At 76.4% G+C, this 24673-nt stretch carries 3 protein-coding genes; 1 reads left to right on the plus strand and 2 read right to left on the minus strand.

From position 1 onward, the window contains the following. Nucleotides 1-360 precede the first annotated feature (360 nt). Entirely contained in the window at nucleotides 361-3168 is a 2808-nt protein-coding gene (locus ACGFT1_RS02035) for an AAA family ATPase (protein ID WP_373907642.1), read from the plus strand. A gap of 101 nt (nucleotides 3169-3269) precedes the next feature. Here the strand turns inward: ACGFT1_RS02035 and ACGFT1_RS02040 are convergent, their stop codons facing one another. Continuing rightward, the gene (locus tag ACGFT1_RS02040; protein ID WP_373907080.1) at nucleotides 3270-13772 is read right to left on the minus strand and encodes an SDR family NAD(P)-dependent oxidoreductase; all 10503 of its coding nucleotides are present in this window, start codon (nucleotides 13770-13772) and stop codon (nucleotides 3270-3272) included. A 110-nt stretch (nucleotides 13773-13882) separates the two neighbouring features. Beyond that, entirely contained in the window at nucleotides 13883-24619 is a 10737-nt protein-coding gene (locus ACGFT1_RS02045) for an SDR family NAD(P)-dependent oxidoreductase (protein WP_373907081.1), read from the minus strand. Nucleotides 24620-24673: the final 54 nt, after the last annotated feature.

Below are 24673 nucleotides of genomic sequence, written 5' to 3' on the forward strand. Positions count from 1 at the left end.
AATTGGCCGAAACCGTTCGGTCCGTGGATTCCGGCCGCTTCGCGGCCGTACCGCCGGTAAGCATCGGCACGACAATGCGACGCGGCATTGGGGTCCGCCCGCGGTACGCGGCATAAACGGGAGACCAGAGGATGCGACGCCTCTCGCGCGACGGGGGCACGGATCACTCCGGCCGGCGCGCGTACGCTCCGCCGCCGGTCAGGAGCCGTCCGCCAGGGACCGGACCGGTGCGGCGCGCCGCCTTTGCCGCGGCGCCGCCGTCCTCGCACACTCGCCCCGCGGCGTTGTGCGGCGCCGCGCCCGCGCGGGGGAAACGGCGCACGTTCCGGCTCGGGGAAAGAAACCATGGGGGGACCCACGATGCACCTTTTCGGTCGTTCGAGAGAACTTCACGCCCTGTCCGAGGCGTTCACCGACAGCACGCGGGGAAACGGCCGGCTCGTGATCATCACAGGCGGTCCCGGATCCGGCAAGACCCAGCTCATGCATGAATTCCTCACCACCCTGAACGGCACCGGCGCGTGCATACTGACGGGTACGGCCTCTTCGGGGGAACGAGAACAGCCGATGAGCCTGGTCGGGCAATTACTGGGCAACGCGGAGGCCGAGTGCGCGATATCACACCACGCGTTCTCGGCATCACACCACGCGTCCTCGGCGGTGAACTCCCCGGCGGAAAACCGCCGTCCCTGGCCCCCCGAACCGCAGGCCCTGCCCACCCCCGCCGCACACGAGGCGGCCGAAGCGCTGCTGCATCTCGTCCCGGACGGACACCCCCTGGTCATCGGCCTGGACGACGCCCACACCATGGACCAGGCCTCGCTCCAGACCGTCGTCCACCTGCTGCGCCGCAGCCGCTCCCGGCGGGTGCTCGTGGTGTGCGCCACCTCCGGTCATTTCGGCGAGATCCGCTCGGCCGCCCACACCGAGCTCCTCCGCCAGCCGCACCGCCGGGTGCGGCTGGCCCCGCTGTCGGAGGCCGGCGTCGGCGAACTGCTCGCCGCCCAGGCCGGACGGCCGCTGCCGGGACACGTGCGCACCGCCTACCACCGGGCCACCGCCGGCAGCCCGTTGCTCGTGCACGCCCTGCTGGACGACAGCACCCGCTTCGGCCCCGAGATCGACCGGCCCATCGCCGGCGCCGCCTACCGCCAGGCCGTGCTGTCGCTGCTGCACCGCGGCGAAGCGTGCCAGGTACGGGTGGCCCGGGCCCTGGCCGCGCTCGGCACCCTGGCCGAGACGGTCCCCGTCGGCGAGCTGGCCGGCACCACACCCGCCGGCACCCAGGAAGCCGTGGACATCCTCAACTCCTCCGGTCTGCTGGACGGTCACGCCTTCCGGCACCCGACCGCCGCCGCGGCCGTCCTGGAGGACATGGACGCCGCCGCCCGGGCCGGACTGCACGGCCGGATAGCCCACCTGCTGTATCGTTCCGGCGCCCCCGCCGTCGAGGTGGCACGTCATCTGTACGCCGCGGACACCGTCCCGGCTCCATGGGGCGCGGCCGTCCTGCGCGCCGCCGCGGAACAGGCGCTGGCCGCCGACGACGTGGAGCGCTGCACCGCTTACCTGGGTCTGGTCCTGCGCGAGTGCGCCGACGAGCAGGAGCGCCACGCGCTGTCGGTGGCCGTGGCGCGCGCGGAGTGGCGCACCAACCCGGCCGCGGCCGGCCCGCATCTGGAACCGCTGCGCGAGGCCGCGCTGGACGGCGAGCTGAGCATGCGGGACACCGCCACCGTCCTGCGGTACCTGCTGTGGCGGGGCGACACCGAGCTGGCCGCCCGGGCCGTGGCCACACTCGTCAACGCCCAGTCGCCCGCCGACGCCCAGATCGTCGCCGAGGTGGAATTCGTCCGGCAGTGGTTCTACGGCGTCGCGCTCCCCGGCAGGGGCGCCCCGGTCACCGGCCTCGACCCGCACCCCCGGCAGGCGCGCTCGCACTCCGGCACTCTGGCCTCGCGGGTAGCCGCGCTCGTCGGCGGCGAGGCCACCGACGAGTCCGCGGCTGCCGTCGCCCAGGCCCTCCAGGGGCACCGGCTGGACCATCTGAACCTCGAGCTGGTCGCGATGTCCCTGCTGGCGATCGCCCACGCGGACCGTCCCGCGATCGCCGCCGAGGCCTGCGACGCGCTGCTGGAGTGCGCCCTGGAGCGCCGGGCGACGACCTGGCAGGCCCTGCTCGGTTCCATCCGGGCGGAGATCGCCCTTCTCCAGGGGGACGTGACCGCCGCATCGCGGGGCGCGCTCGCCGCGCTCGGCAACCTGGCCGCCCCGAGCTGGGGGGTGCTCATCGGCCTCCCGCTGGCGACGGCGATCTCCGCGCACACCGCCATGGGCTCCTACGCCGAGGCCGAGGAACTCCTCCGGCTCGATGTGCCGGAACCCATGTACCGCACCGTGTTCGGCATCCAGTACCTGCGTGCCCGCGGTCACCACCATCTCGCCACCGGCCGGCCCTTCGCGGCACTGGGCGACTTCGAGACCTGCGGGCGGCTGCTGCGCGAGGGCAACCCCAATCTTCAGAAGGGCATTCCGTGGCGGTCCGACCTGGCCCTGGCCAACCTGCGGATCGGCAAGGCCCGCACGGCCCGGGAATGGGCCGAGGAGCAGCTGCGGCTGCCCGGCGGCCACAGTTCCCGCGCCCGGGCCATGGCGCTGCGCCTGCTGGCCGCGACCTGCAAGCCGCATCGCAGGGGCTCGCTGCTGCGCGAGTCGATCGATCTGCTCAAGGCGTGCGGCGACCGCTACGCGCTGTCCCAGGCGTACGCCGATCTGTCCGCGGCCCACTACGAGCTGGGTGAGTACGCCCGGGCCCGGCTGGTGGCGCGGCAGGCGGCCCGGGAGGCCGAGACCTGCCGCATCGAGTCGCCGGTCGACGCCCACCTGCTGGAGGATCCGGCACGGCCCGAGGCCGCCGAGTCCGAGGGCGGCCCCGCGATCCTCAGCGACGCCGAGTGCCGGGTCGCCGGGCTGGCCGCGCTCGGCTACACCAACCGAGAGATCAGTGCCCGCCTGCACGTCACGATCAGCACGGTGGAGCAGCACCTCACCCGGGTGTACCGCAAGCTGAACGTGGCCAGCCGTTCGGAGCTGCCGTCGAAGATGCTGGAGCACCGCATTCCCAAGCTGTCGGACCGCTGGTCCTGCACCAACTCCTCCGCGGGCTGAGCGGGCCCGGCGCCGCCCCTTCCGGGGGCAGGGAAGAACGGAACGGAGCGCGGCCGCGCCGGTGGTGTCACCGGTGCGGCCGCGTCCCGCCTCCCGTACGGTCAGTTGAAGCTCCCCAGTTCGTCGTCCAGGATGCCGAAGAGCTCGTCGGCCGTGGCCGTCTCCAGGCCCGTCCCGTCCCTCTGCCCGGTCCCGCCCTCCGGCGCCTCCCCGGTGCCGTCCCACCGCGCGCTGAGGGTGCGCAGCCGGGCGGCCACCCGGGCCCGCTGCTCCTCGTCCAGCGCGGCCGAGTCCAGCGCCGCGCCCAGCGCCGCCTCCAGGCGCATCACTTCGGCCTCGATGTCGACCGGTCCGGCGGAGGTGTCGCCGCCCAGCTCCGCCAAGAGGTGCCGGGCCAGGGCGTCGGAGGTCGGGTGGTCGAAGGTGAGCGTGGTGGACAGCCGCAGGCCGGTGTCGGCGCCGAGCCGGTTGCGCAGCTCCAGGGCGGCCAGCGAGTCCACGCCCAGATCCCCCAGGGGGCGCTGGGGATCGACGGCGCTGCCGGAGCCGTGTCCGAGGACATCGGCGACGTGTGCGCACACCGTCTCCAAGAGCAGGCGCAGGGCGTCGGCGGTGCCCAGCCCGGCCAGCCGCCGCGGCAGCGGCTCGGCGGACGCGGGCGCGGCGGTGGCCGCGGCCCGGGCGGTGCGCCGTCCGGCCGCGGGTGCGAGGCCCCGGACCAGAGCGGGGGCGTCCTCGGTGACCTGCACCCGGACCGGCAGCAGCAGGGCCCGGTCGGCGGCCGGGGAGCCCCCGGCGGTCAGTGCGCGGTCGAACAGGGCCAGCGCCCGGTCGGCGGGCAGCGGCAGGATGCCGTCGCGGGCCAGCCGGCGCAACTCGGTCTCGCCGAGCCCGGCCGCCATGCCCTGCCCTGTGTCCCACAGTCCCCAGCCCAGCGAGAGCGCCGGCAGCCCCTCCGCGCGGCGCCGCGCGGCCAGGGCGTCCAGGAAGGCGTTCGCCGCGGCGTAGTTGGCCTGGCCCGCCGCGCCCAGGGTGCCGGCGGCGGAGGAGAACAGGACGAACGCGGCGAGACCGAGGTCGCGCGTCAGCTCGTGCAGATGCCAGGCGGCGTCGGCCTTGGGCCGCAGCACGGCGGCCAGCCGCTCGGGGGTGAGGTCGGTGAGCAGTCCGTCGTCCAGGACGCCCGCGGCGTGCACCACGGCGGTCAGCGGATGCTCCGCCGGCACCGACGCCAGCAGGGCGCCGAGCGCGGTGCGGTCGGTGACGTCGCAGGCGGCCACGGTCACCGTGGCGCCCAGGGCGGCCAGTTCGTCCAGGGCGCCGGGCTCGGGAAGCCGCCCGCTGCGGCCGGCCAGCAGCAGATGGCGTACGCCGTGCCGGGTGACCAGGTGCCGGGCCAGCAGCCGGCCGAGGCTGCCGGTGCCGCCGGTGACGAGGACGGTTCCCGCCGGGTCCAGGACGGGCGCCCGGCCCGGCTCCGTGTCGGTGACCGGTGCCAGCTCCGGCACGTACACCGTGCCGCGGCGCAGGGCCAGTTCGGGTGCGCCGGTGGCGACGGCGGCCGGTAGGGCGGCGGCCGAGGCGGGGTCGCCGTCGGTGTCGGCGAGCACGAACCGGCCGGGGTGCTCGACCGCCGCCGCCCGCACCATGCCCCAGATCACGGCCTGCGCCGGGTCGGGCGCGCCATCGGCGCGGACGGCGACGGCGGACCGGGTCAGCACCACCAGCGGTGCGTCGTCCGGTGCGTCGGCGAGGTGGCCCCGCAGCGCGGCGAGAGCCTGTAGGGCGGTCTCGCGGGCCGCCTCGGGCGGTGCCTCGCCGGGGTCGGTGGCCACGGTGAGGGTGCGGGGTGCGGGCGCGGATCCGTCGGCGGTGACCGGCAGTTCGGTCCAGCGCACCCGGAACAGGTCGCCGGGCTCCGGTGCGGCCGCGGCCAGCTGTCCGGCGGTCACCCGGCGGATGCGCAGCGAGGCCACCTCGGCCACGGGTGCGCCCGCGCCGTCGTACAGGCGCAGGGTCATGTGGTCGGTGCCGTGCGGGGTGAGGCGCAGCCGCACGGCCGTGGCGCCGGTCGCGTACAGGCTGACCCCCTCCCAGGAGAAGGGCAGGGTCAGCACGGTCGGGTCCTGGCCGTCGAGCAGGTCGATGGCGTGCAGCGTGGAATCGAGCAGCGCCGGGTGCAGGGCGAACCCGCCGGCCGCGTCGGCGTCCGGCAGGGCGAGTTCGGCCCAGACCTCCTCGCCGAGCCGCCACGCACCGCGCAGGCAGCGGAACGACGGGCCGTAGGCGTAGCCCTGTTCGGCCAGGTGGTCGTAGGTGCCGGTGACGTCGACGGGGACGGCTCCGGAGGGCGGCCAGTCGGTCACGGGGGCCGGTTCGGGCTGGGTGCGCGGGGCGAGGACGCCGGTGGCGTGCCGGGTCCACGCGCCGTCCGCGCCCTCCGGGCGGGCGTGCACGGTGAGGCGCCGGCGGCCGTCGGCGTCCGGGGCCGCGGCGGCCACCTGGAGGTGGACGGCGCCGTGCTCGGGCAGGACCAGGGGGCGTTCCAGGGTGAGTTCCTCCACGAGCGGGCAGTGGGTGCGGTCGCCGGCCTGGACGGCCAGTTCCACGAGGGCGCTGCCCGGGACGAGGACGACGCCCGCCACGGCGTGGTCGGCGAGCCAGGGGTGGGTGGACACGGAGAGGCGGCCGGTCAGGGCCACCCGGTCGTCACCGGCCAGTTCCAGGGCCGCGCCGAGCATCGGGTGCCCGGCCGGGACCTGCCCGAGGCCGCTCGCGCCGGCGACCGCGCCGGCCTCGTCGTCCAGCCACAGCCGCCGGCGCTGGAAGGCGTAGGTCGGCAGGTCGGTGCGGCGGGCGCCGGTGCCGGCGAACACCCGCCGCCAGTCGACGGGCACACCGCGCACGTGGGCGGTGCCGAGCAGGGCCGCGAAGGTCTGTTCCTCGTCGCGGTCGCGGCGCAGTGCCGGGACGAAGGCCGACCGTTCGGCGTCGGTCACGGCGTGCGCGGCCATGGCCGACAGGACGGCGTCGGGGCCGAGTTCGACGAAGGTGCGCACGCCGTCGGCCTCCAGCGCGCGGACGCCGTCGCCGAAGCGGACCGCCTCGCGGACGTGGCGGACCCAGTAGGCGGGGTCGCACAGCTCCTCCTCGCCGGCGTGCGCTCCGGTCACGTTGGAGACGACGGGGCGGGCGGGCGGGGCGTACCGCAGCTCGCGGGCGGTCTTCTCGAACTCCGCCAGCATCGGGTCCATCAGCGGGGAGTGGAAGGCGTGGCTGACCCGCAGCCGCTTGGTGCGGCGGCCGGCGAAGGCCGCGGCGACCGCGTCCACGGCGGCCTCGGTGCCGGAGACGACGACGGCGCGCGGCCCGTTGACGGCGGCGAGGGACACCTCGGGGCCGAGGTGGGGCAGCACCTCCGCCTCGGTGGCGTCGACGGCGAGCATCGCGCCTCCGGCGGGCAGAGCCTGCATCAGCCGGCCGCGCGCGGTGACCAGCCGGGCGGCGTCCGCCAGGTCCCAGACCCCGGCGGCGTGCGCGGCGGTCAGTTCGCCGATGGAGTGGCCGGCCAGCCTCTCGGCCCGTACGCCGTGGGACTCCAGCAGCCTGTACAGGGCGGTCCCGACGGCGAACAGGGCGCTCTGCGTGTAAAGGGTGTGGTCGAGCAGGCCGGCCGCCTCGGTGCCGGGATCGGCCCACATCACGTCCCGCAGCGGGCGGTCGAGGTGGGCGTCGAGTGCCTCGCAGGCCTCGTCCAGCGCCTGCCGGAAGACGGGGTGGGCGGCGTACAGGCCGCGGCCCATGCCCGGTCGCTGGGCGCCCTGCCCGGTGAAGAGGAAGGCTGTCCCGCCGGTGCCGGGCCGGCCGCGGACCACGCTGTCCGTGGCGGTGCCGTCGGCCAGCGCGGTGAGCGCGGCGAGGAGTTCGTCCCGGTCGCGGGCGACGACGGCGGCCCGGTGGGTGAGGGCGGCACGGTCCGTGGCCAGGGAGCGGGCGAGGTCGGGCAGCGGCCGGTCGGCGACCGCGCGCAGCCGGGCCGCCTGGGCGGCCAGCGCCTCGGGGGTGGCGCCGGAGATCACGAGGGGCAGCAGCGGGGCCGGAGCGGGCGCCGGGTCCGGGGCGGGCTGCTCGGCCGGTGCCTCCTCGATGATCGTGTGCACGTTGGTGCCGCTGATGCCGAAGGAGGAGACACCCGCCCGGCGCGGACGGTCCCCCGCCGGCCACTCCCGCTCCTCCGTCAGCAGCCGTACCTGCCCGGCCTCCCAGTCGACCTTCGTGGACGGCCGGTCCACGTGCAGCGTCCTGGGCAGCACCCCGTGACGCATCGCCATCACCATCTTGATGACACCCGCCACACCCGCCGCCGCCTGCGTGTGCCCGATGTTCGACTTCACCGAACCCAGCCACAACGGCCGCTCCGCGGGCCGGTCCTGACCATAGGTAGCCAGCAGTGCCTGCGCCTCGATCGGATCACCCAGCGTCGTCCCCGTCCCGTGCGCCTCCACCACGTCCACGTCCGCGGCCGACAACCGGGCCGACGCCAGCGCCTGCCGGATCACCCGCTGCTGCGACGGACCGTTCGGCGCCGTCAGACCGTTCGACGCACCGTCCTGGTTCACCGCCGAACCCCGCACCACCGCCAGCACCTCGTGACCATGGCGCCGCGCGTCCGACAACCGCTCCAGGACGAGCATGCCGGCGCCCTCGGACAGGGCCGTGCCGTCCGCCGCGTCGGCGAAGGACTTGGCGTGGCCGTCGGCGGCGAGGTTGCGCTGCCTGCTGAAGTCCACGAACGTGTCGACGGTCGACATCACGGACACCCCGCCGGCCAGCGCCAGCGTGCACTCGCCCTGCCGCAGCGCCTGCGCGGCCAGGTGCAGCGCCACCAGCGACGACGAGCACGCCGTGTCGACCGTGAGCGTCGGGCCCTCCAGACCGAGGGTGTAGGCGACCCGGCCGGAGGCCACACTGCCGAGGCTGCCGTTGCCGAGGTGGTCGCGCACGGACTCGGGGACGCGGTGCAGTCGGCTGCCGTAGTCGTGGTACATCACGCCCGCGAACACGCCGGTACGGCTGCCGCGCACGGAGTGCGGGTCGATGCCGGCCCGCTCCAGCGCCTCCCAGGACGTCTCCAGCAGCAGCCGCTGCTGCGGGTCCATGGCCAGGGCCTCGCGCGGGCCGATGCCGAAGAAGTCCGGGTCGAAGTCGGCGGCGTCGTACAGGAATCCGCCCGACCGGGTGGAGGAGTGGCCGGACCTGCCGGGCTCCGGGTCGTACAGGCCGTCCAGGTCCCAGCCGCGGTCGGCGGGGAAGGCGCCGATGCCGTCGCCGCCGTCGGCCAGCAGCCGCCACAGCTCCTCGGGGGTGCTGACGCCTCCGGGGTAGCGGCAGGCCATGGCGACGATGGCGACCGGCTCGTCCGCTTCCCGTTCCCGCACGGGGACTTCGGTGGCGGTCTCGGCCTGCGCGCCGAACAGTTCCGTCCTCAGGTGTCCCACGAGCGCGCCCGCGTCGGGATGGTCGAAGACCAGGGTGGCGGGCAGGCGCAGACCGACGGCGGTGCCGAGGCGGTTGCGCAGTTCCACGGCGGTCAGCGAGTCGAAGCCCACCTCGCGGAAGGAGCGGCGCGGGTCGAGCGTCATGTCGCCGCCGTGGCCGAGCACGGCGGCGACGTGGGTACGGACCAGCTCCATGAGGGCCGCGTCGCGTTCGGCGGGGCCCAGGGCGGCGAGCCGGTCGGCGAACGACGCGGAGTCCGTGCGGGAGGCCGCGGTACGGCGAGCTCGGGCGGGCACCAGGGCGCGCAGCACGGCCGGGACGTCCGGGGCGCGGCGCAGGACGGCGAGGTCCAGGCCGATCGGGAGCAGCAGCGGCTCGTCGGCGGCCAGGGCGGCGTCGAGCAGGCGCAGGCCCGCCTCGGTGGACAGGGCGCGCACGCCCGCGCGGGCCATGCGGGCCACGTCGGCGTCGGTGAGGTGGGCGGTCAGCCCGGTGCGCTGCTCCCACAGGCCCCAGGCCAGCGAGTGCGCGGGCAGGCCGTGGTGCCTGCGGTGGGCGGCCAGCGCGTCGAGGAAGGCGTTGGCGGCGGCGTAGCCGGACTGGCCCGCGCCGTCGACCGTGCCGGCGGCGGAGGAGAACAGGACGAACGCGGCGAGACCGAGGTCGCGCGTCAGCTCGTGCAGATGCCAGGCGGCGTCGGCCTTGGGCCGCAGCACGGCGTCCAGGCGGTCGGGCGTCTGGTCGGTCAGCACGCCGTCGTCGAGGACGCCGGCGAGGTGGACGACCGCGGTCAGCGGGCGCTCGGGCGGTATCCCGGCGATGAGGGCGGCGAGCTGGCCGCGGTCGGCCGCGTCGCAGCGGGTGACGACGATCTCCGCGTCCAGGCCGGCGAAGTCGTCGGCGGCGGTGCCGCTGCGCCCGGCCAGCACCAGGCGGCGCACGCCGTGCTCGGCGACCAGGTGCCGGGCGACCACGGCACCGAGGACGCCGGTGCCGCCGGTGACGAGTACGGTGCCCTCGGGGTCGAGCCGCGGGACCCGGCCCGGCGGTGCGGTGCGGGCGAGCCGGGGGACGTGCGCGGTGCCGTCGCGCAGGGCGAGCTGGGGTTCGCCGCCGGCCGCCGCGGCGGCCACGGCGGCGGCGGCGTCACCGCCGTCCACCAGCACGAACCGTCCGGGGTGCTCGCCCTGCGCGGCCCGCACCAGGCCCCATACGGCGGCGCCCGCCAGATCGGTGACGTCCTCCTCCCCCACGGCCACGGCTCCCCGGGTGAGCACCACCAGGCGTGCGGAGGCGGTGCGTTCGTCCGCGAGCCAGTCCTGTACGGCGGCCAGCACCCGCTCGGTGGCCCGGTGGGCGCCGGTGACCGGGTCGTCGTGGCCGCCGGCCGTCAGCACCGCCCAGTCGGGCACGGGGTCCAGTGCGGCCGGGCCCCCTCCGTCCAGTACGGCGTACTCCGGTGCGGGCGTGGCGGGCACGGGCAGGGCGGGCCAGTCCAGGCGGTAGAGGTCGTCCACGCGGGCCGCGGAGGTGAGCGCGGCCGGGTCGACGGGGCGGGAGACCAGGGCCTCCACCTCGGCGACCGGGGCGCCCGTGGGGTCGGCCAGCTGGAGGGACAGCGTCTCGCCGCCGTGCAGCCGCACCCGCAGGGCGGTGGCACCGGCCGCGTACAGCGAGACCCCGGACCAGGAGAAGGGCAGCCGGGCGGTGTCCTGGCCGTCCGTGACGAGGCCGTCGGCGTGCAGGGCGGCGTCGAACAGGGCCGGGTGCAGGGCGAAGCCGTCGGCGTCCACGGGCAGTTCGACCTCGGCGAAGGTCTCGTCGCCGCGCCGCCAGACCGCGCGCAGCCCCTGGAAGGCGGGCCCGTAGTCGTAGCCGAGGCCGGCCAGGCGGTCGTAGGCGTCCTCGGCCGGTACCGGCTCCGCGCCCGCGGGCGGCCAGGCGGTGAGGTCGAAGGCGGGCGCGGTGGTCCGCGGGGCGAGCAGGCCGGTGGCGTGCCGGGTCCAGGCGGTGTCGTCGGCGCCCTCGGGGCGGGAGTGGACGCTCAGCGCGCTGTGTCCGGTGTCATCGGGGGCGGCCACGTGCAGCTGGAGCTGGATCGCGCCCCGGCCGGGCAGGGTCAGCGGTGCCTGGAGGGTGAGTTCGGCGAGGTGTGCGCAGCCGAGGTCGTGGCCGGCGCCGAGCGCCAGCTCCACCAGGGCGGTGCCGGGCAGCAGGGGGGCGCCGGACACGGCGTGGTCGGCCAGCCAGGGCGCGGTGGCGGTGGAGAGACGGCCGGTGAACACGGTGCCGCCCTCGGCGACCGGGACGGCGGCGCCCAGCAGCGGGTGGCCGGTGGTCTCCAGGCCGGCGGCGGTGACGTCACCGGTGGTGGCGGACCGGCCGAGCCAGTACCGCTCGCGCTGGAAGGCGTAGGTGGGCAGGTCGGCGGCGCGCAGGGGCAGGTCGCCGAAGACGGGCGCCCAGTCCACGGGGACGCCGGTGACGAAGGCTTCGCCGAGCGCGGTCAGCAGGCGCTCGGGGCCGCCGTCGTCGCGGTGCAGGGAGCCCAGGCCGGTGATGTCGGCGCCGGCGGCGTCAGCGGTCTCCTCCATGCTGTGCAGCAGCACGGGGTGCGGGCTGCACTCGACGAACACGCCGTACCCGGCGTCCAGCAGGCTCCGCGTGGTCGGTTCGAACAGCACGCTCTGCCGCAGGTTGGTGTACCAGTAGCCGGCGTCCAGGGCGGTGGTGTCGAGCCGGGCGCCGGTGACGGTGGAGTAGAACGGCACCTCGGCGGACCGGGCCCGGACGTCCGCCAGGTCGGCGAGCAGCCGCTCCCGGATCGACTCCACGTGGGCGCTGTGCGAGGCGTAGTCCACCGGGAGCCGCTTGGCGCGGTCGCCATCGGCCACGATCGTCTCGCGGAGTTCGTCCAGGGCGTCGGCGTCGCCGGACAGCACCACCGAGGCGGCACCGTTGACGGCGGCCACCGAGATCCGGCCCTCGTAGCGGGCGACGAGGTCGCGCACCCGGGTCTCGGGCAGGGCCACCGACATCATGCCGCCGCGGCCGGAGAGTTCCCGGGCGATGGCCTGGCTGCGCAGGGCCACGACGCGGGCGCCGTCGGCGAGGGAGAGGGCGCCGGCCACGCAGGCGGCGGCGATCTCGCCCTGGGAGTGGCCGATGACGGCGGCGGGCCGGACCCCGTGCGCGCGCCACACCTCGGCGAGCGACACCATGATCGCCCACAGCACGGGCTGGACGACGTCCACCCGCTCCAGCGGCTGCCGCGCCCGTACGGTCTCGATGAGGTCCCAGTCGGTGACGGGCGCGAGGGCCGCGGCGCAGTCGGCCATGCGCGCGGTGAACACCGGTGAGGTGTCGAGCAGGTCGGCGGCCATGCCGGGCCACTGGGAGCCCTGGCCGGGAAAGACGAAGGCGATGCGGGACCGGCCGGCCGGCCGGCCGCGCACCACGTTCGGCGCGGTGTCGTCGCCTTCGGCGAGGGCGGTGAGGCCCGCGGTGAGCGCGGGCAGGCCGGTGCCGGTGACGACGGCCCGTTCGGCCAGTGCGGCGCGTCCGGTGGCGAGCGTGTGGGCGATGTCGGGGAGGGGGCCGGCGCCGGTGGTGAGGTGGTCGAGGAGGCGGCGGGCCTGGGCGGCGAGGCCCTGGGTGCCGTTGCCGGACAGCACGAGCGGGAGCGGGCCGGTCCAGGAGGGCTCCGTGGTGCGGGGCTCGGTCTCGGGGGCGGCCTCCACGATGACGTGGGCGTTGGTGCCGCTGATGCCGAAGGAGGAGACGGCGGCGCGGCGGGGCTCGCCGTCGGCGGGCCAGTCGCGGGCCTCGGTGAGGAGTTCGACGGCGCCGGCCCCCCAGTCGACCTGGGAGGTGGGCTGTTCGGCGTGCAGGGTCCTGGGCAGCCGGCCGTGCCGCAGGGCGAGCACCATCTTGATGACGCCCGCGACGCCGGCGGCGGCCTGGGTGTGCCCGATGTTGGACTTCACCGAGCCCAGCCACAGCGGCTCGGTACGGTCCTGGCCGTAGGTGGCGAGGAGGGCCTGTGCCTCGATCGGGTCGCCGAGCGGGGTGCCGGTGCCGTGGGCCTCGACGGCGTGCACCTGGCGGGGTTCCAGCCCGGCGCTGGCGAGGGCGGCGCGGATGACGCGCTGCTGGGAGGGGCCGTTCGGGGCGGTCAGGCCGTTGGAGGCGCCGTCCTGGTTGACGGCCGAGCCGCGCACCACGGCCAGCACGGGGTGGCCGTTGCGCCGGGCGTCGCTGAGCCGTTCCAGCAGGAGCAGGCCGGCGCCCTCGCCCCAGCCGGTGCCGTCCGCGCCCTGGGCGAAGGACTTGCAGCGGCCGTCCAGGGCGAGGCCGCGCTGGCGGGAGAAGTCGATGAAGGTGTCGGGCGTGGACATCACCGTCACACCGCCGGCGAGGGCCAGGCCGCACTCGCCGGTGCGCAGGGCCTGCACGGCGAGGTGGAGGGCGACGAGCGAGGAGGAGCAGGCGGTGTCGACGGTGACGGCGGGCCCCTCCAGGCCGAGGATGTAGGAGACGCGGCCGGAGGCGACACTGCCCAGGTTGCCGTTCCCGAGGTAGCCCTCGACGCCCTCGGGGACCTCGGTCAGCCAGCTGCCGTAGTCGTGGTACATGACGCCCGCGTAGACGCCGGTGCGGCTGCCCTTGAGGGTGTGCGGGTCGATGCCGGCGCGTTCGAACGCCTCCCAGGCGGTCTCCAGCAGCAGCCGCTGCTGCGGGTCCATGGCGAGGGCCTCGCGCGGGCTGATGCCGAAGAAGCCGGGGTCGAACTCGGTGGCGTCGTACAGGAACCCGCCTTCGCGGACGTGGGTGCGGCCGGGGGCGTCGGGGTCGGGGTCGTAGATGCCGTCGACGTCCCAGCCGCGATCGGCGGGGAAGTCGCCCACGGCGTCCGTGCCGGTGTCGACCAGCTGCCACAGCTGCTCGGGCGTGCTGACGCCACCGGGGTAGCGGCAGCTCATGGCGACGATCGCGACGGGCTCCCGCGCCGCCTCGGTGACCTGGTCGTTGTGCTGGCGCAGCCGCTCGTTCTCGAGCAATGACTCGCGCAGCGCCTCGACGATCTGCTCGACGGATGTGTCCACGGTCGGTGTCGCTCCCTGCTGGCTCGGCGGCGCTGGTGACGCGGTGGAGGGTGCGCCGGGTGGGGGTGGCCCGGTGCCGGACGCGGCGCGTCGTCCGGTGCCGGATGGGGTCATCTGCCGCTGCGGTCGAGCGCGGCGCGTACCAGGTCGGCCACCGCCATGGACTTGATGTCCAGGGCCCGGTCGGCGGGTGCCGGGTCCGCGTCGGGCTCGGACAGCTTCAGCAGGCCGTCGAGCAGGCCGGCTTCCCGGATGCGGGCGACGGGGATGCGGGCGAGGACGGCGCGCAGTTCGTCGTCGCCGCCGGACGCGGCCGCGACGGGCTCGGGTTCCGGTCGCAGCCGTTCGAGGAGATGGCCTGCGAGCGCGACCGGGGTGGCGTAGTCGAAGATGAGCGTGGACGGCAGGCGCAGACCGCTGACCGTGTTGAGCCGGTTGCGCAGTTCCACGGCGGCGAGCGAGTCGAAGCCCAGCTCGGTGAAGGCGCGGCGCGGTTCGACGGCGGCCGCTCCGGCGTGCCCGAGGACGGCGGCGGCCTCGGTGCGGACCGCTTCCAGGACGGTGTGTTCGTGGTCGGCGACGGGCAGTGCGGCCAGTTGCTCGCCGAGGGTGCGGGCGTGGTCGCCGTGGTCCGGGCGGGCGGTGACGCCGGCCAGGGTGCGCAGCACGGCCGGCACGTCGCCGCCGCGCCGGCGCAGGGCGGCGGTGTCCAGCCGTACGGGGACCAGTGCGGGGCTGCCGCAGGCCACGGCGGCGTCGAACAGCTCCAGGGCCTCGTCCGGGTCGAGCGCGCCGATGCCGGTGCGTTCGATGCGCTGGATCTCGGCCGTGTCGAGTGCGGCGCCCATGCCGCCGCCGGACCACAGGCCCCAGGCCAGGGAGGTGGCGGGCAGGCCGAGGGCGGCCCGGTGGGCGGCCAGCGCGTCGAGGAAGACGTTGGCGGCGGCGTAGTTGCCCTGGCCGGAGGCGTCGAGGGTGCCGGCGGCCGAGGAGAACAGCACGAAGTGCGCGAGGTCCCGGTCCCGGGTGAGCTCGTGCAGGTGCCAGGCGGCGTCCGCCTTGGGCCGCAGGACGGTGTCCAGCCGGGCCGGGGTGAGCGAGGTGACCAGGCCGTCGTCGAGGACGCCGGCGGTGTGGACGACGCTGTCGACGGGGTGCGCGGCGAGCAGCGCGGCGAGCGCGGCACGGTCGGACACGTCGCAGGCGACGATGTCGGCCTCGGCGCCCAGGTCCGCCAGGCCGGCGCGCAGTGCGGCGGCGCCGGGCGCTCCGGGGCCGCGACGGCTGGTCAGCAGCAGGCGGGTGACGCCGTGCCGGGCGGCCAGGTGGCGGGCGACCAGGGCGCCGAGCCCGCCGGTGCCGCCGGTGACGAGGACGGTGCCCCACGGGCGGTCCGTGCCCGGGGATGCCTCGGCGCGGACCAGGCGGGGGGCGTGGGCGCGGCCGTCGCGCCAGTGGACCTCCGGCTCCCGTGAGTCGAGGAGCGCGGCCAGCGCGGCACGGTCGGGTACGGGTGCGTCGGGCGCGGCCCGTGCGACGAGGAGGATCCGGCCGGGATCCTCGGCCTGCGCGGCCCGGACCAGTCCGTGCACCGCGGTGTCGGCGAGGGTGCCGCCGGTGAGGACCACGAGCACCGAGCCGGCGTACCGGTCGTCGGCCGTCCAGGCCTTCAGGGGGTCCAGGGCGCGGCCGAGGGCGGTGCGCACGGCGCCGGGCAGGTGTGAGCCGTCGGCGGGCGGGACGGTGACCGGCAGGATCACCACGTCGGGCACGGTGGCGCCGAGGGCGTCCAGGTCGGCGTGCACCGGGACGCCGAGGCCCAGGTCGTCGTCGCCGAGGACGGCCCAGCTGCGGCGGTCGGGGCGGCCGGCGGCCGCGGGCAGCGGCGTGTCGGTGACGGTGTACAGATGGCGGCGCCGCTCCGGGGTGAGCCGGTCCGCGGTGACCGGCCGGGTGACGTACGAGTCCACGGTGGCGAGGGGCCGGCCGTCGGTGTCCGCCAGTTCGAGGCGGGTGCCTTCGGGGCCCGGGGTGACGCGGACGCGGGCGGTGAGGGACGCCTGGGCGTGCAGGGTGACGCCCGTCCAGGCGAAGGGCAGGGCGATGCTGTCGGACGGTTCGGCGGGCGCCGCCCCGCTGTCCAGGAGGGACGTGACGTGCAGGGCGCAGTCCAGCAGCGCGGGATGCAGGGCGTGCCGGGCGGCGTCCTGACGTGCGGGTGCGGGCAGTTCGAGCTCGGCGAGGAGGGTGTCGCCGTCCCGCCAGGCGGCCCGGACGCCGCGGAAGACGGGGCCGTAGTCGTAACCCTCGGTGTGTAGGCGCGCGTAGAGGCCGGTGACATCGAGCGGGGCGGCGCCGGGCGGCGGCCAGGCGCCGGAGGCGGCCGGGGCCGGGGCGGCGGGTCCGGGTCCGGGTCCGGTGAGGGTGCCGGTGGCGTGCCGTGTCCAGCCGTCGTCGGCGGGGGCGTTCTCGGCGCGCGAGTGGATCTCGACCGTGCCGTCGGCGCCGGCGGCGACCTGGAGGTGTACGGCGCTGCCCGCGGGCAGCGCCAGCGGGGCCTGGAGGGTCAGCTCCTGGAGGACGGGGCGGCCGGTGAGGCGTCCGGCGTGCAGTGCCAGGTCGACGAGTGCGGCGCCGGGCACCAGGACCGTGCCGAGCACCGCGTGTTCGGCGAGGACCGGGTGGGTGGCGGTGGAGATCCGGCCGGTGAGCAGCACACCGGCGCCGCCGGGCAGATCCAGGCGGGCGCTGACCAGCGGGTGGCCGGCGGCGGCGAGTCCGTGTCCGGCGGCGTCGCCGACGGCGACGGCGGGCGTGGGGAGCCAGTACCTGCGGTGCTCGAAGGCGTAGGTGGGCAGGTCGACCCGGCGTCCCGCGTAGCCCTCGTACAGCACCGCCCAGTCGACGTCGAAGCCCCGGGCGTGGACGGTGGCCAGGGCGGCGAGCAGGCCGGGCAGCTGGGCGGTGTCCTTGCGGGCCGTGGGGACGAAGGCGGGGGCCTCGGCGGACGCGGTGTCCTCGGTGTCCTGGGTGTCCGGCAGGCAGTCGGGGCCCAGCGCGGTGAGCACGGGCGCGGCGCCGAGTTCGAGGAAGGTGCCGGCGCCCTGCGCGGCCAGGGTCGCGACCGCGTCGGCGAAGCGCACCGTCTGCCGCACATGCCGTACCCAGTAGTCGGCGGAGCCGAGTTCGGCGGCGGTGGCCGGGGCGCCGGTGAGGGTGGAGACGAGGAGCGTGGCCGGCTCGGCCGCCCGGAGGCCGGCCATGACCTCCCGGAACGCGGCCAGCATGGGGTCCATGCGGGGCGAGTGGAAGGCGTGCGAGACGCGCAGCCTGCGGGCGCCCGTGAAGTGCGCGGCGACCTCGGTGACGGCGTCCTCGTCGCCGGAGACGACCACGGCGCGGGGACCGTTGACGGCGGCGATCCCGCAGCGCTCGCCGTCCAGCAGCGCGGCGACCTCCTCCTGCGACGCCTGCACGGCGACCATCGCGCCGCCCTCCGGCAGGGCCTGCATGAGCCGGCCCCGGGCGGCGACCGCGGTGACGGCGTCCTGGAGCGACCAGACGCCGGCGACGTGGGCGGCGGCGAACTCGCCGACGGAGTGCCCGGCCAGCGAGTCGGGGCGCAGCCCGAAGGACTCCAGCAGCCGGTAGAGGGCGACCTGGGTGGTGAACAGGGCGGCCTGGGTGTAGGCGGTCTGCTCCAGGGTCTCGGCGTCGCCACCGAGGACGACCTCGGCGAGGGGCCGTTCGAGGTGCTTGTCGAAGAGCGCGGCGGCGCGGTCGAAGTGCTCGGCGTAGACGGGGAAGGCGTCGTACCAGTCGCGGCCCATCCCGGGGCGCTGGGCGCCCTGGCCGGAGAACAGGTAGGCGAGGGTGCCGTCGGTGGCGGAGCCGGTGACGAGGAGCCCGGGGGCGTCGGTGCCCTGGGCCAGGGCGGCCAGCGCCGCGGCGGCCTGGTCGTCACCGGCCGCGAGGAGCACGGCGCGGTGGGGGTGGGTGCCGCGGGTGGTGGCCAGGGCCAGGCCGAGATCGGCGCAGGCGGTGCCGGTCAGCTCCAGCAGGCGCCGGGCCTGGCCGCGCAGGGCCTCGGGCGAGCGGGCGGAGAGGGGGAGGGCGAGCACCGGCGGGGCGGTGGCGGGGTCCGGCCGCGCAGGTGCGGGCTCGGTGAACTCCTCCAGGATGACGTGGGCGTTGGTGCCGCTGATACCGAACGAGGACACACCGGCCCGCCGGGCCCGGCCGCTCTCGGGCCAGGGGCGTCGCTCGGTGAGCAGTCGCACCGCGCCGGCGCTCCAGTCGACCTGGTGGGACGGCGCGTCGACGTGCAGGGTCTTGGGCAGGACGCCGTGGCGCATCGCCATGACCATCTTGATGACGCCGGCCACACCCGCGGCGGCCTGGGTGTGCCCCATGTTGGACTTCACCGAGCCCAGCCACAGCGGCTCGGCGCGGTCCTGGCCGTAGGTGGCGAGCAGCGCCTGGGCCTCGATCGGGTCGCCGAGGGTGGTGCCGGTGCCGTGCGCCTCGACGGCGTCCACGTCGGCCGGGGTGAGCCCGGCGGTGGCGAGGGCGGCGCGGATGACGCGCTGCTGGGAGGGGCCGTTGGGGGCGGTCAGGCCGTTGGAGGCGCCGTCCTGGTTGACGGCCGAGCCGCGGAGCAGGGCCAGCACCCGGTGGCCGTTGCGGCGCGCGTCGGAGAGGCGTTCGACGACGAGGACGCCGGCGCCCTCCCCCCAGCCGGTGCCGTCGGCGGCGGCGGCGAAGGACTTGCAGCGGCCGTCGGCGGCCAGCCCGCGCTGCCGGGCGAAGTCGACGAAGGTGTCCGGCGTCGACATGACGGTGACGCCGCCGGCCAGGGCGAGGTCGCACTCCCCCTGCCGCAGCGCCTGGGCCGCCAGGTGCAGGGTGACCAGGGAGGACGAGCAGGCGGTGTCGACGGTGACGGCCGGCCCCTCCAGGCCGAGGGCGTAGGCGACCCGGCCGGAGACGACGCTGCCGAGGGTGCCGTTGCCGAGGTAGGCGGCGAGGTCGTCGGGCACCTCGGCGAGCCAGGTGCCGTAGTCGTGGTACATGACGCCCGCGAACACGCCGGTGCGGGAGCCGCGCAGGCGGTGCGGGTCGATGGCGGAGCGCTCCAGCGCCTCCCACGACACCTCCAGCAGGAGCCGCTGCTGCGGGTCCATGGCGACGGCCTCGCGCGGGCTGATGCCGAAGAAGCCCGGGTCGAACTCGGCCGCGTCGTACAGGAAGGCGCCTTCGCGGGTGTAGGTGCGGCCGGGGGTGCCCGGTTCGGGGTCGTAGAGCGCCTCGGTGTCCCAGCCGCGGTCCGCCGGGAAGCCGCCGACCGCGTCGGCGCCGTCGGCGACGAGCCGCCACAGGTCCTCCGCGGAGCGGACCTCGCCGGGGTAGCGGCAGCTCATGCCGACGATGGCGATCGGGTCGTCGTCGGGGGCGGTGCGGGCCGGGACGGCGGGGGTGTCCCGCGGGCCGGTGCCGAAGAGGGTGTCGCGGATGTGGCCGGCCAGGGCACGGGAGGTGGGATGGTCGAAGACGAGGGTGGCGGGCAGCCGCAGCCCGGTGGCGGCGCCCAGCCGGTTGCGCAGTTCGACGGCGGCGAGCGAGTCGAAGCCGAGGTCGGTGAAGGCCCGGCCGGGGTCGACGGCGGACGGCCCGTCGTGCCGGAGCACGGCCGCCACCTCGGTGCGCACCAGGTCGAGCAGGGCGCGGTCGCGTTCGGCGGCGGGCAGCGCGGCGAGTTGTCCGTCCGCGGCCCGGGTGGGGGCGGCGTTCGCCGTGGCCCGGCGGGTGACCGGGCGGACGAGGGCGCTCAGCAGCGGCGGTACGCCGTCGGGGCGGCGGCGTACGGCGGCCGCGTCGATCTCCACGGGTACCAGGTGGGGGTCGCGGGAGCGGACGGCGGCGTCGAACAGCTCCAGGGAGCGCGCGGCGGACAGTCCGGGGATGCCGTGGGCCGCGATGCGCTGCCGGGCGGTGTCGTCCAGAGCGGCGCCCATGCCGCTGTCGGTGGCCCACAGGCCCCAGGCGAGGGAGGTGGCGGGCAGGCCGAGGGTGGCGCGGTGCTCGGCGAGGGCGTCGAGGTAGGCGTTGGCGGCGGCGTAGTTGCCCTGGCCGGGGCCGTCGAGGACGGCGGCGAGGGAGGAGAACAGCACGAAGTGGGCGAGGTCGCGGTCCCGGGTCAGCTCGTGCAGGTGCCAGGCGCCCAGCGCCTTGGCGTGGAAGACCTCGTCCACCATCTCGTCGGTGAGGGTGTCCACGATGCCGTCGCGGACGGTGCCCGCCGCGTGGACGACGGAGTCGACGGGGTGTTGTTCCAGCAGGTGGCGCAGCGCCTCTCGGTCACCCACGTCGCAGGCGGTGGTGGTCACCTCGGCGCCGAGGGCGGTGAGTTCGGCGTGCAGGGCGGGGGCGGTGCCGCGGCGGCCGGCGAGCACCAGGCGGCGCACGCCGTGGGCGCGGACCAGGTGCCGGGCGAGGAGCGCCCCGAGGCCGCCGGTGCCACCGGTGACGAGGACGGTGCCCCAGTCGGCGGCGGGTTCTTCGCCGGGGGGCCGCGAGGTCAGCCGGGGCACGCGGAACTCGCCGTCGACGAGGGCGAGTTCGGGCTCGCCGGTGGCGAGGAGCTGACGCAGGTCGGCCTCGGAGGGCAGTGCGTCGTGCTCGACGAGGACGTAGCGGCCGGGGTTCTCGGCCTGGGCGGAGCGGACCAGGCCGCGGACGGCGGCGTGGGCGGGGCAGGCGGGCCGGGTGACGACGACGAGCCGGGTGGCGGCCAGGCGCTCGTCCGTCTGCCAGGTGCGCAGCAGCCGCAGGACGTGGTGGACGTGGGCGCGTGCCTCGGTGGCGTCGGCGCCCGCCGGGCCGGGGACGCGGTGCACGACGGCGTCCGGGGCGGGGCCGTCGAGCAGCGCCTCGACGGAGTCCGTGAGGACGGCGGTGCGCAGGGGCGCGGTGGTCGCCGGCCGGGGGTGCGGCGACCACCGCACGGCGTACAGGACGTCGCCGGCCGGTACGGGCCGGGAGGTGAGGGCCTCGACGACGGCCACCGGGGCGCCGGTGGCGTCGGCGAGGTGCAGGGCGAGGGTGTCGCCGCCGGTGTGGGTGATCTTCACGCGGAGGGCGGGCGCGCCGGTGGCGTGCAGGGTGACGCCGGTCCAGGCGAACGGCACCAGCACCTCGGGGCGGAGCGGGGCGTCGAGGTCGGCGGCGTGCAGCGCGGCGTCGAGCAGCGCCGGGTGCAGGCCGAACGAGCCGGCGTCGGCGGCGGTGTCCTCGGGCAGGGCGACCTCGGCGTAGACGTCGTCGCCGTGCCGCCAGGCGGCGCGCAGCCCCTGGAAGGCGGGTCCGTAGCCGTAGCCCTGGTCGGCGAGGTCCGGGTAGACGCGCGTGGTGTCGAGGGGCCGGGCGTCACGCGGCGGCCAGTCGGTCAGGCCGGCCGGAGCGGACGGGGCGGCGGTGGTGAGGACGCCGGCGGCGTGCCGGGTCCACGGTGCGGCCTCGTCGGCGCGGGTGTGGACGGTGACGTCGCGGCGTCCGGAGTCGTCGGGTTCGCCGACGGCGACCTGTACGGCGACGTCCTCGTCGGCGCGCAGCACGAGCGGGACGCCGAGGGTCAGCTCCTCCAGCGTGGTGGCGCCGACGTGGTCGCCGGCGCGCAGGGCGAGTTCGACGAAGGCGGTGCCGGGGAACAGCACCCGGCCGGCGATGACGTGGTCGGCGAGCCACGGCTGGGTCCGGGTGGACAGCCGGCCGGTGAGGACGACGCCCTCGGCGCCGACGGCGACCACGGCGGCGAGCAGCGGGTGGCCGGCGGGGAGCTGGCCGAGGCCCGCCGCATCGGTGCTGGGGCGCTGCTCCAGCCAGAAGCGGCGCCGCTGGAAGGGGTAGCCGGGCAGGTCGACGTGGCGTCCGGCCGGGCCCGCGAAGTGCCGCCGCCAGTCGACGGGGACGCCCCGGGCATGGGCGGTGGCGAGCGCGGTGACGGCCTCACGGGCCTCTGGCCGCTCGCGCCGCAGCACCGGCAGGAAGGCGGTGCCGGGTACGTCGGTGCAGTCCGGGCCCATGGCGGACAGCACCGCGTCCGGGCCGACCTCCAGGAACGTGCGGACCCCTGCGTCGGCGAGCGCCCCGACGGCGTCGTGGAAGCGGACGCGGGCGCGGACGTGTTCCACCCAGTACTCGGGGTCGCTGAGCTCGGCGGTGACGGGGCCGCCGGTGACGGTGGAGACGACGGGCAGCGCCGGCTCGGCGTAGTCCAGGACGTGCGCGATGCGGCGGAACTCGGCCAGCATCGGTTCCATCAGCGGCGAGTGGAAGGCGTGGCTGACCCTCAGGCGCTTGGTGTCGTGGCCGCGCGCGGCGAGTTCGGCGGCGATCCGCTCCACGTCGGCCGTGTCGCCGGAGATCACGACGGCGGCGGGCCCGTTGACCGCGGCGATGCCGGTGCGCGGGGTGAGCAGCGGTGCCACCTCGTCCTCGGGGGCGCGTACGGCGACCATGGCGCCGCCCTCGGGCAGCGCCTGCATGAGCCGGCCGCGGGCTGCGACCAGGATCGTGGCGTCCTGGAGGGTGAGGACCCCGGCCACGTGGGCGGCGGCGATCTCGCCGACGGAGTGCCCGGCGAGCTGGTCCGGGGTGAGGCCCCAGCTCTCCAGGAGCCGGTACAGGGCGACTTCCACGGCGAACAGGGCGGGCTGCGCGTACTCGGTACGGTGCAGCAGCTCGGCCTCCGGGGTACCGGGCCCGGCGAACAGGACCTCCTTCAGCGGCCGGGCGAGCTGGAGGTCGAAGTGGGCGCAGACCTCGTCCAGGGCGCCGGCGAACACGGGGTGGGCGGCGGCGAGTTCGCGACCCATGCCGGGGCGCTGGCTGCCCTGCCCGGTGAACAGGAAGGCGAGTTCGCCGTCGGCGCGCGCGGTGAGCGGTGTGGTCCCGGAGGCCAGGTCGTGGAGGGCGGCGCGCAGTTCGGCGCGGTCGGCGGCGACGAGGACGGCCCGGTCGGGCAGGGCGGCCCGGGTGGTGGCCAGCGCGTGGGCGAGGTCGAGCGGGTCGGCCTCGTCCACCAGGGGCAGCAGGTCGGCGGCGCGGGCTCGCAGGGCGGCCTCGCCCCGAGCGGACAGGGCGAACGGCAGCGGCGTCCCGGCGGGCGGGGCCGGGCGGCCGTCCGGGGCCGGCTCCTCGGGCCCGGGTTCCGGCTGTTCGAGGATGACGTGCGCGTTGGTGCCGCTGACCCCGAACGACGACACGCCCGCCCGGCGGGCCCGGCCGGTGTCGGGCCAGGCCCGCTCCGCGGTGACGAGTTCCAGGGCCCCGGAGGACCAGTTGACGTGCGGGGTGGGTGCGTCGACGTGGAGGGTCGCCGGTATCCGCCCGTGCCGCATGGCGAGGATGGTCTTGATCAGCCCGGCCGCGCCGGCGGCGGCCTGGGTGTGCCCGAGGTTGGACTTGACGGAGCCGAGCAGCAGCGGGGTGCCGGCGGGGCGGCCCTGGCCGTAGGTGGCGAGCAGCGCGGTGGCCTCGATGGGGTCGCCGAGCCGGGTGCCGGTGCCGTGGGCCTCGACCACGTCCACGTCGGCGGCGGTGAGACCGGCGTCGGCGAGGGCCCGGTGGATCAGCCGCTGCTGGGCGGTGCCGTTGGGGGCGGTCAGGCCGTTGGAGGCGCCGTCCTGGTTGACGGCCGAGCCGCGCACCAGGGCCAGTACCCGGTGTCCGTTGCGGCGGGCGTCGCTGAGCCGTTCCAGGACGAGCACGCCGACGCCCTCTGCGAATCCGGTGCCGTCCGCGGCGGCGGCGAACGCCTTGCAGCGCCCGTCGGGTGCGAGGCCCCGCTGCCGGCTGAAGGCGGTGAACACGCCGGGGCCGCCCATGACGGCCACGCCGCCGGCGAGGGCGAGGGAGGACTCGCCCTGCCGCAGCGATCGGCACGCCAGGTGGACGGCGACCAGGGAGCCGGAGCAGGCGGTGTCGACGGTGACGGCGGGGCCCTCGGCGCCCAGCACATAGGCGACGCGGCCGGAGATGACGCTGTTGGCGTTCCCGGCGAGCAGGTAGGCGTCGAGGCCGTCCGGGGCGTCGTGCAGGCGCGGCCCGTACTCCTGGATCTCGGCGCCGAAGAACATGCCGGCCGGGGTGCCGCGCAGCGCCGTGGGGTCGATGCCGGCGTCCTCCAGTGCCTGCCAGGAGGTCTCCAGGACGAGCCGCTGCTGCGGGTCCATGCCGAGGGCCTCGCGTGGGCTGATGCCGAAGAAGTCGGCGTCGAACTCGGTGGCGGTGTCGAGGAATCCGCCGCTGCGGACGTAGGTGCTGCCGGGCACCTCGGGGTCCTCGTCGTAGAGGGCGTCCAGGTCCCAGCCGCGGTCGCGCGGGAAGCCGGAGAGGACCTCGCCGCCCTCGGTGAGCAGCCGCCACAGGTCGCCGGGCGAGGCGATGCCGCCGGGGAAGCGGCAGCCGATGCCGACGACGGCGATGGGTTCGTCGGCGGTGACGTCACCGGCGGGTCCGCCGGGGGTGTCCTCCCGGCCGTGGACCTCGGCGAGCAGCCGGGCGGCCAGGTCGTGGACGGTCGGGCAGTCGTAGGCGAGGCCGACCGGCAGTTCCAGGCCGGTGCGCTCGGTGAGCCGCCGGTGCAGGTCGACCGCGGCGAGCGAGTCGAGTCCCTGCGCGGCGAAGGGGATGGCCGCGTCGAGTGCGGCCGGCGTGCCCGGCCGGGCCGTCTCGATCGCCTCGGTCACGGCTTGGCGTACCAGTTCGGTCACCAGCCTGCGGTGCTGGGACGGTACGGCCGTGGCGAGCCGTCGTGCCAGGGCTGAGTCGTGTCCGGGCCCGTTCATCCACGCATCTCCACTTTCGGCCGACACCGGTTTTCCTCACCTTTTTCCACACCG

The sequence above is a fragment of the Streptomyces sp. Y20 genome (assembly GCF_043195475.1).
GTDB lineage: Bacteria > Actinomycetota > Actinomycetes > Streptomycetales > Streptomycetaceae > Streptomyces.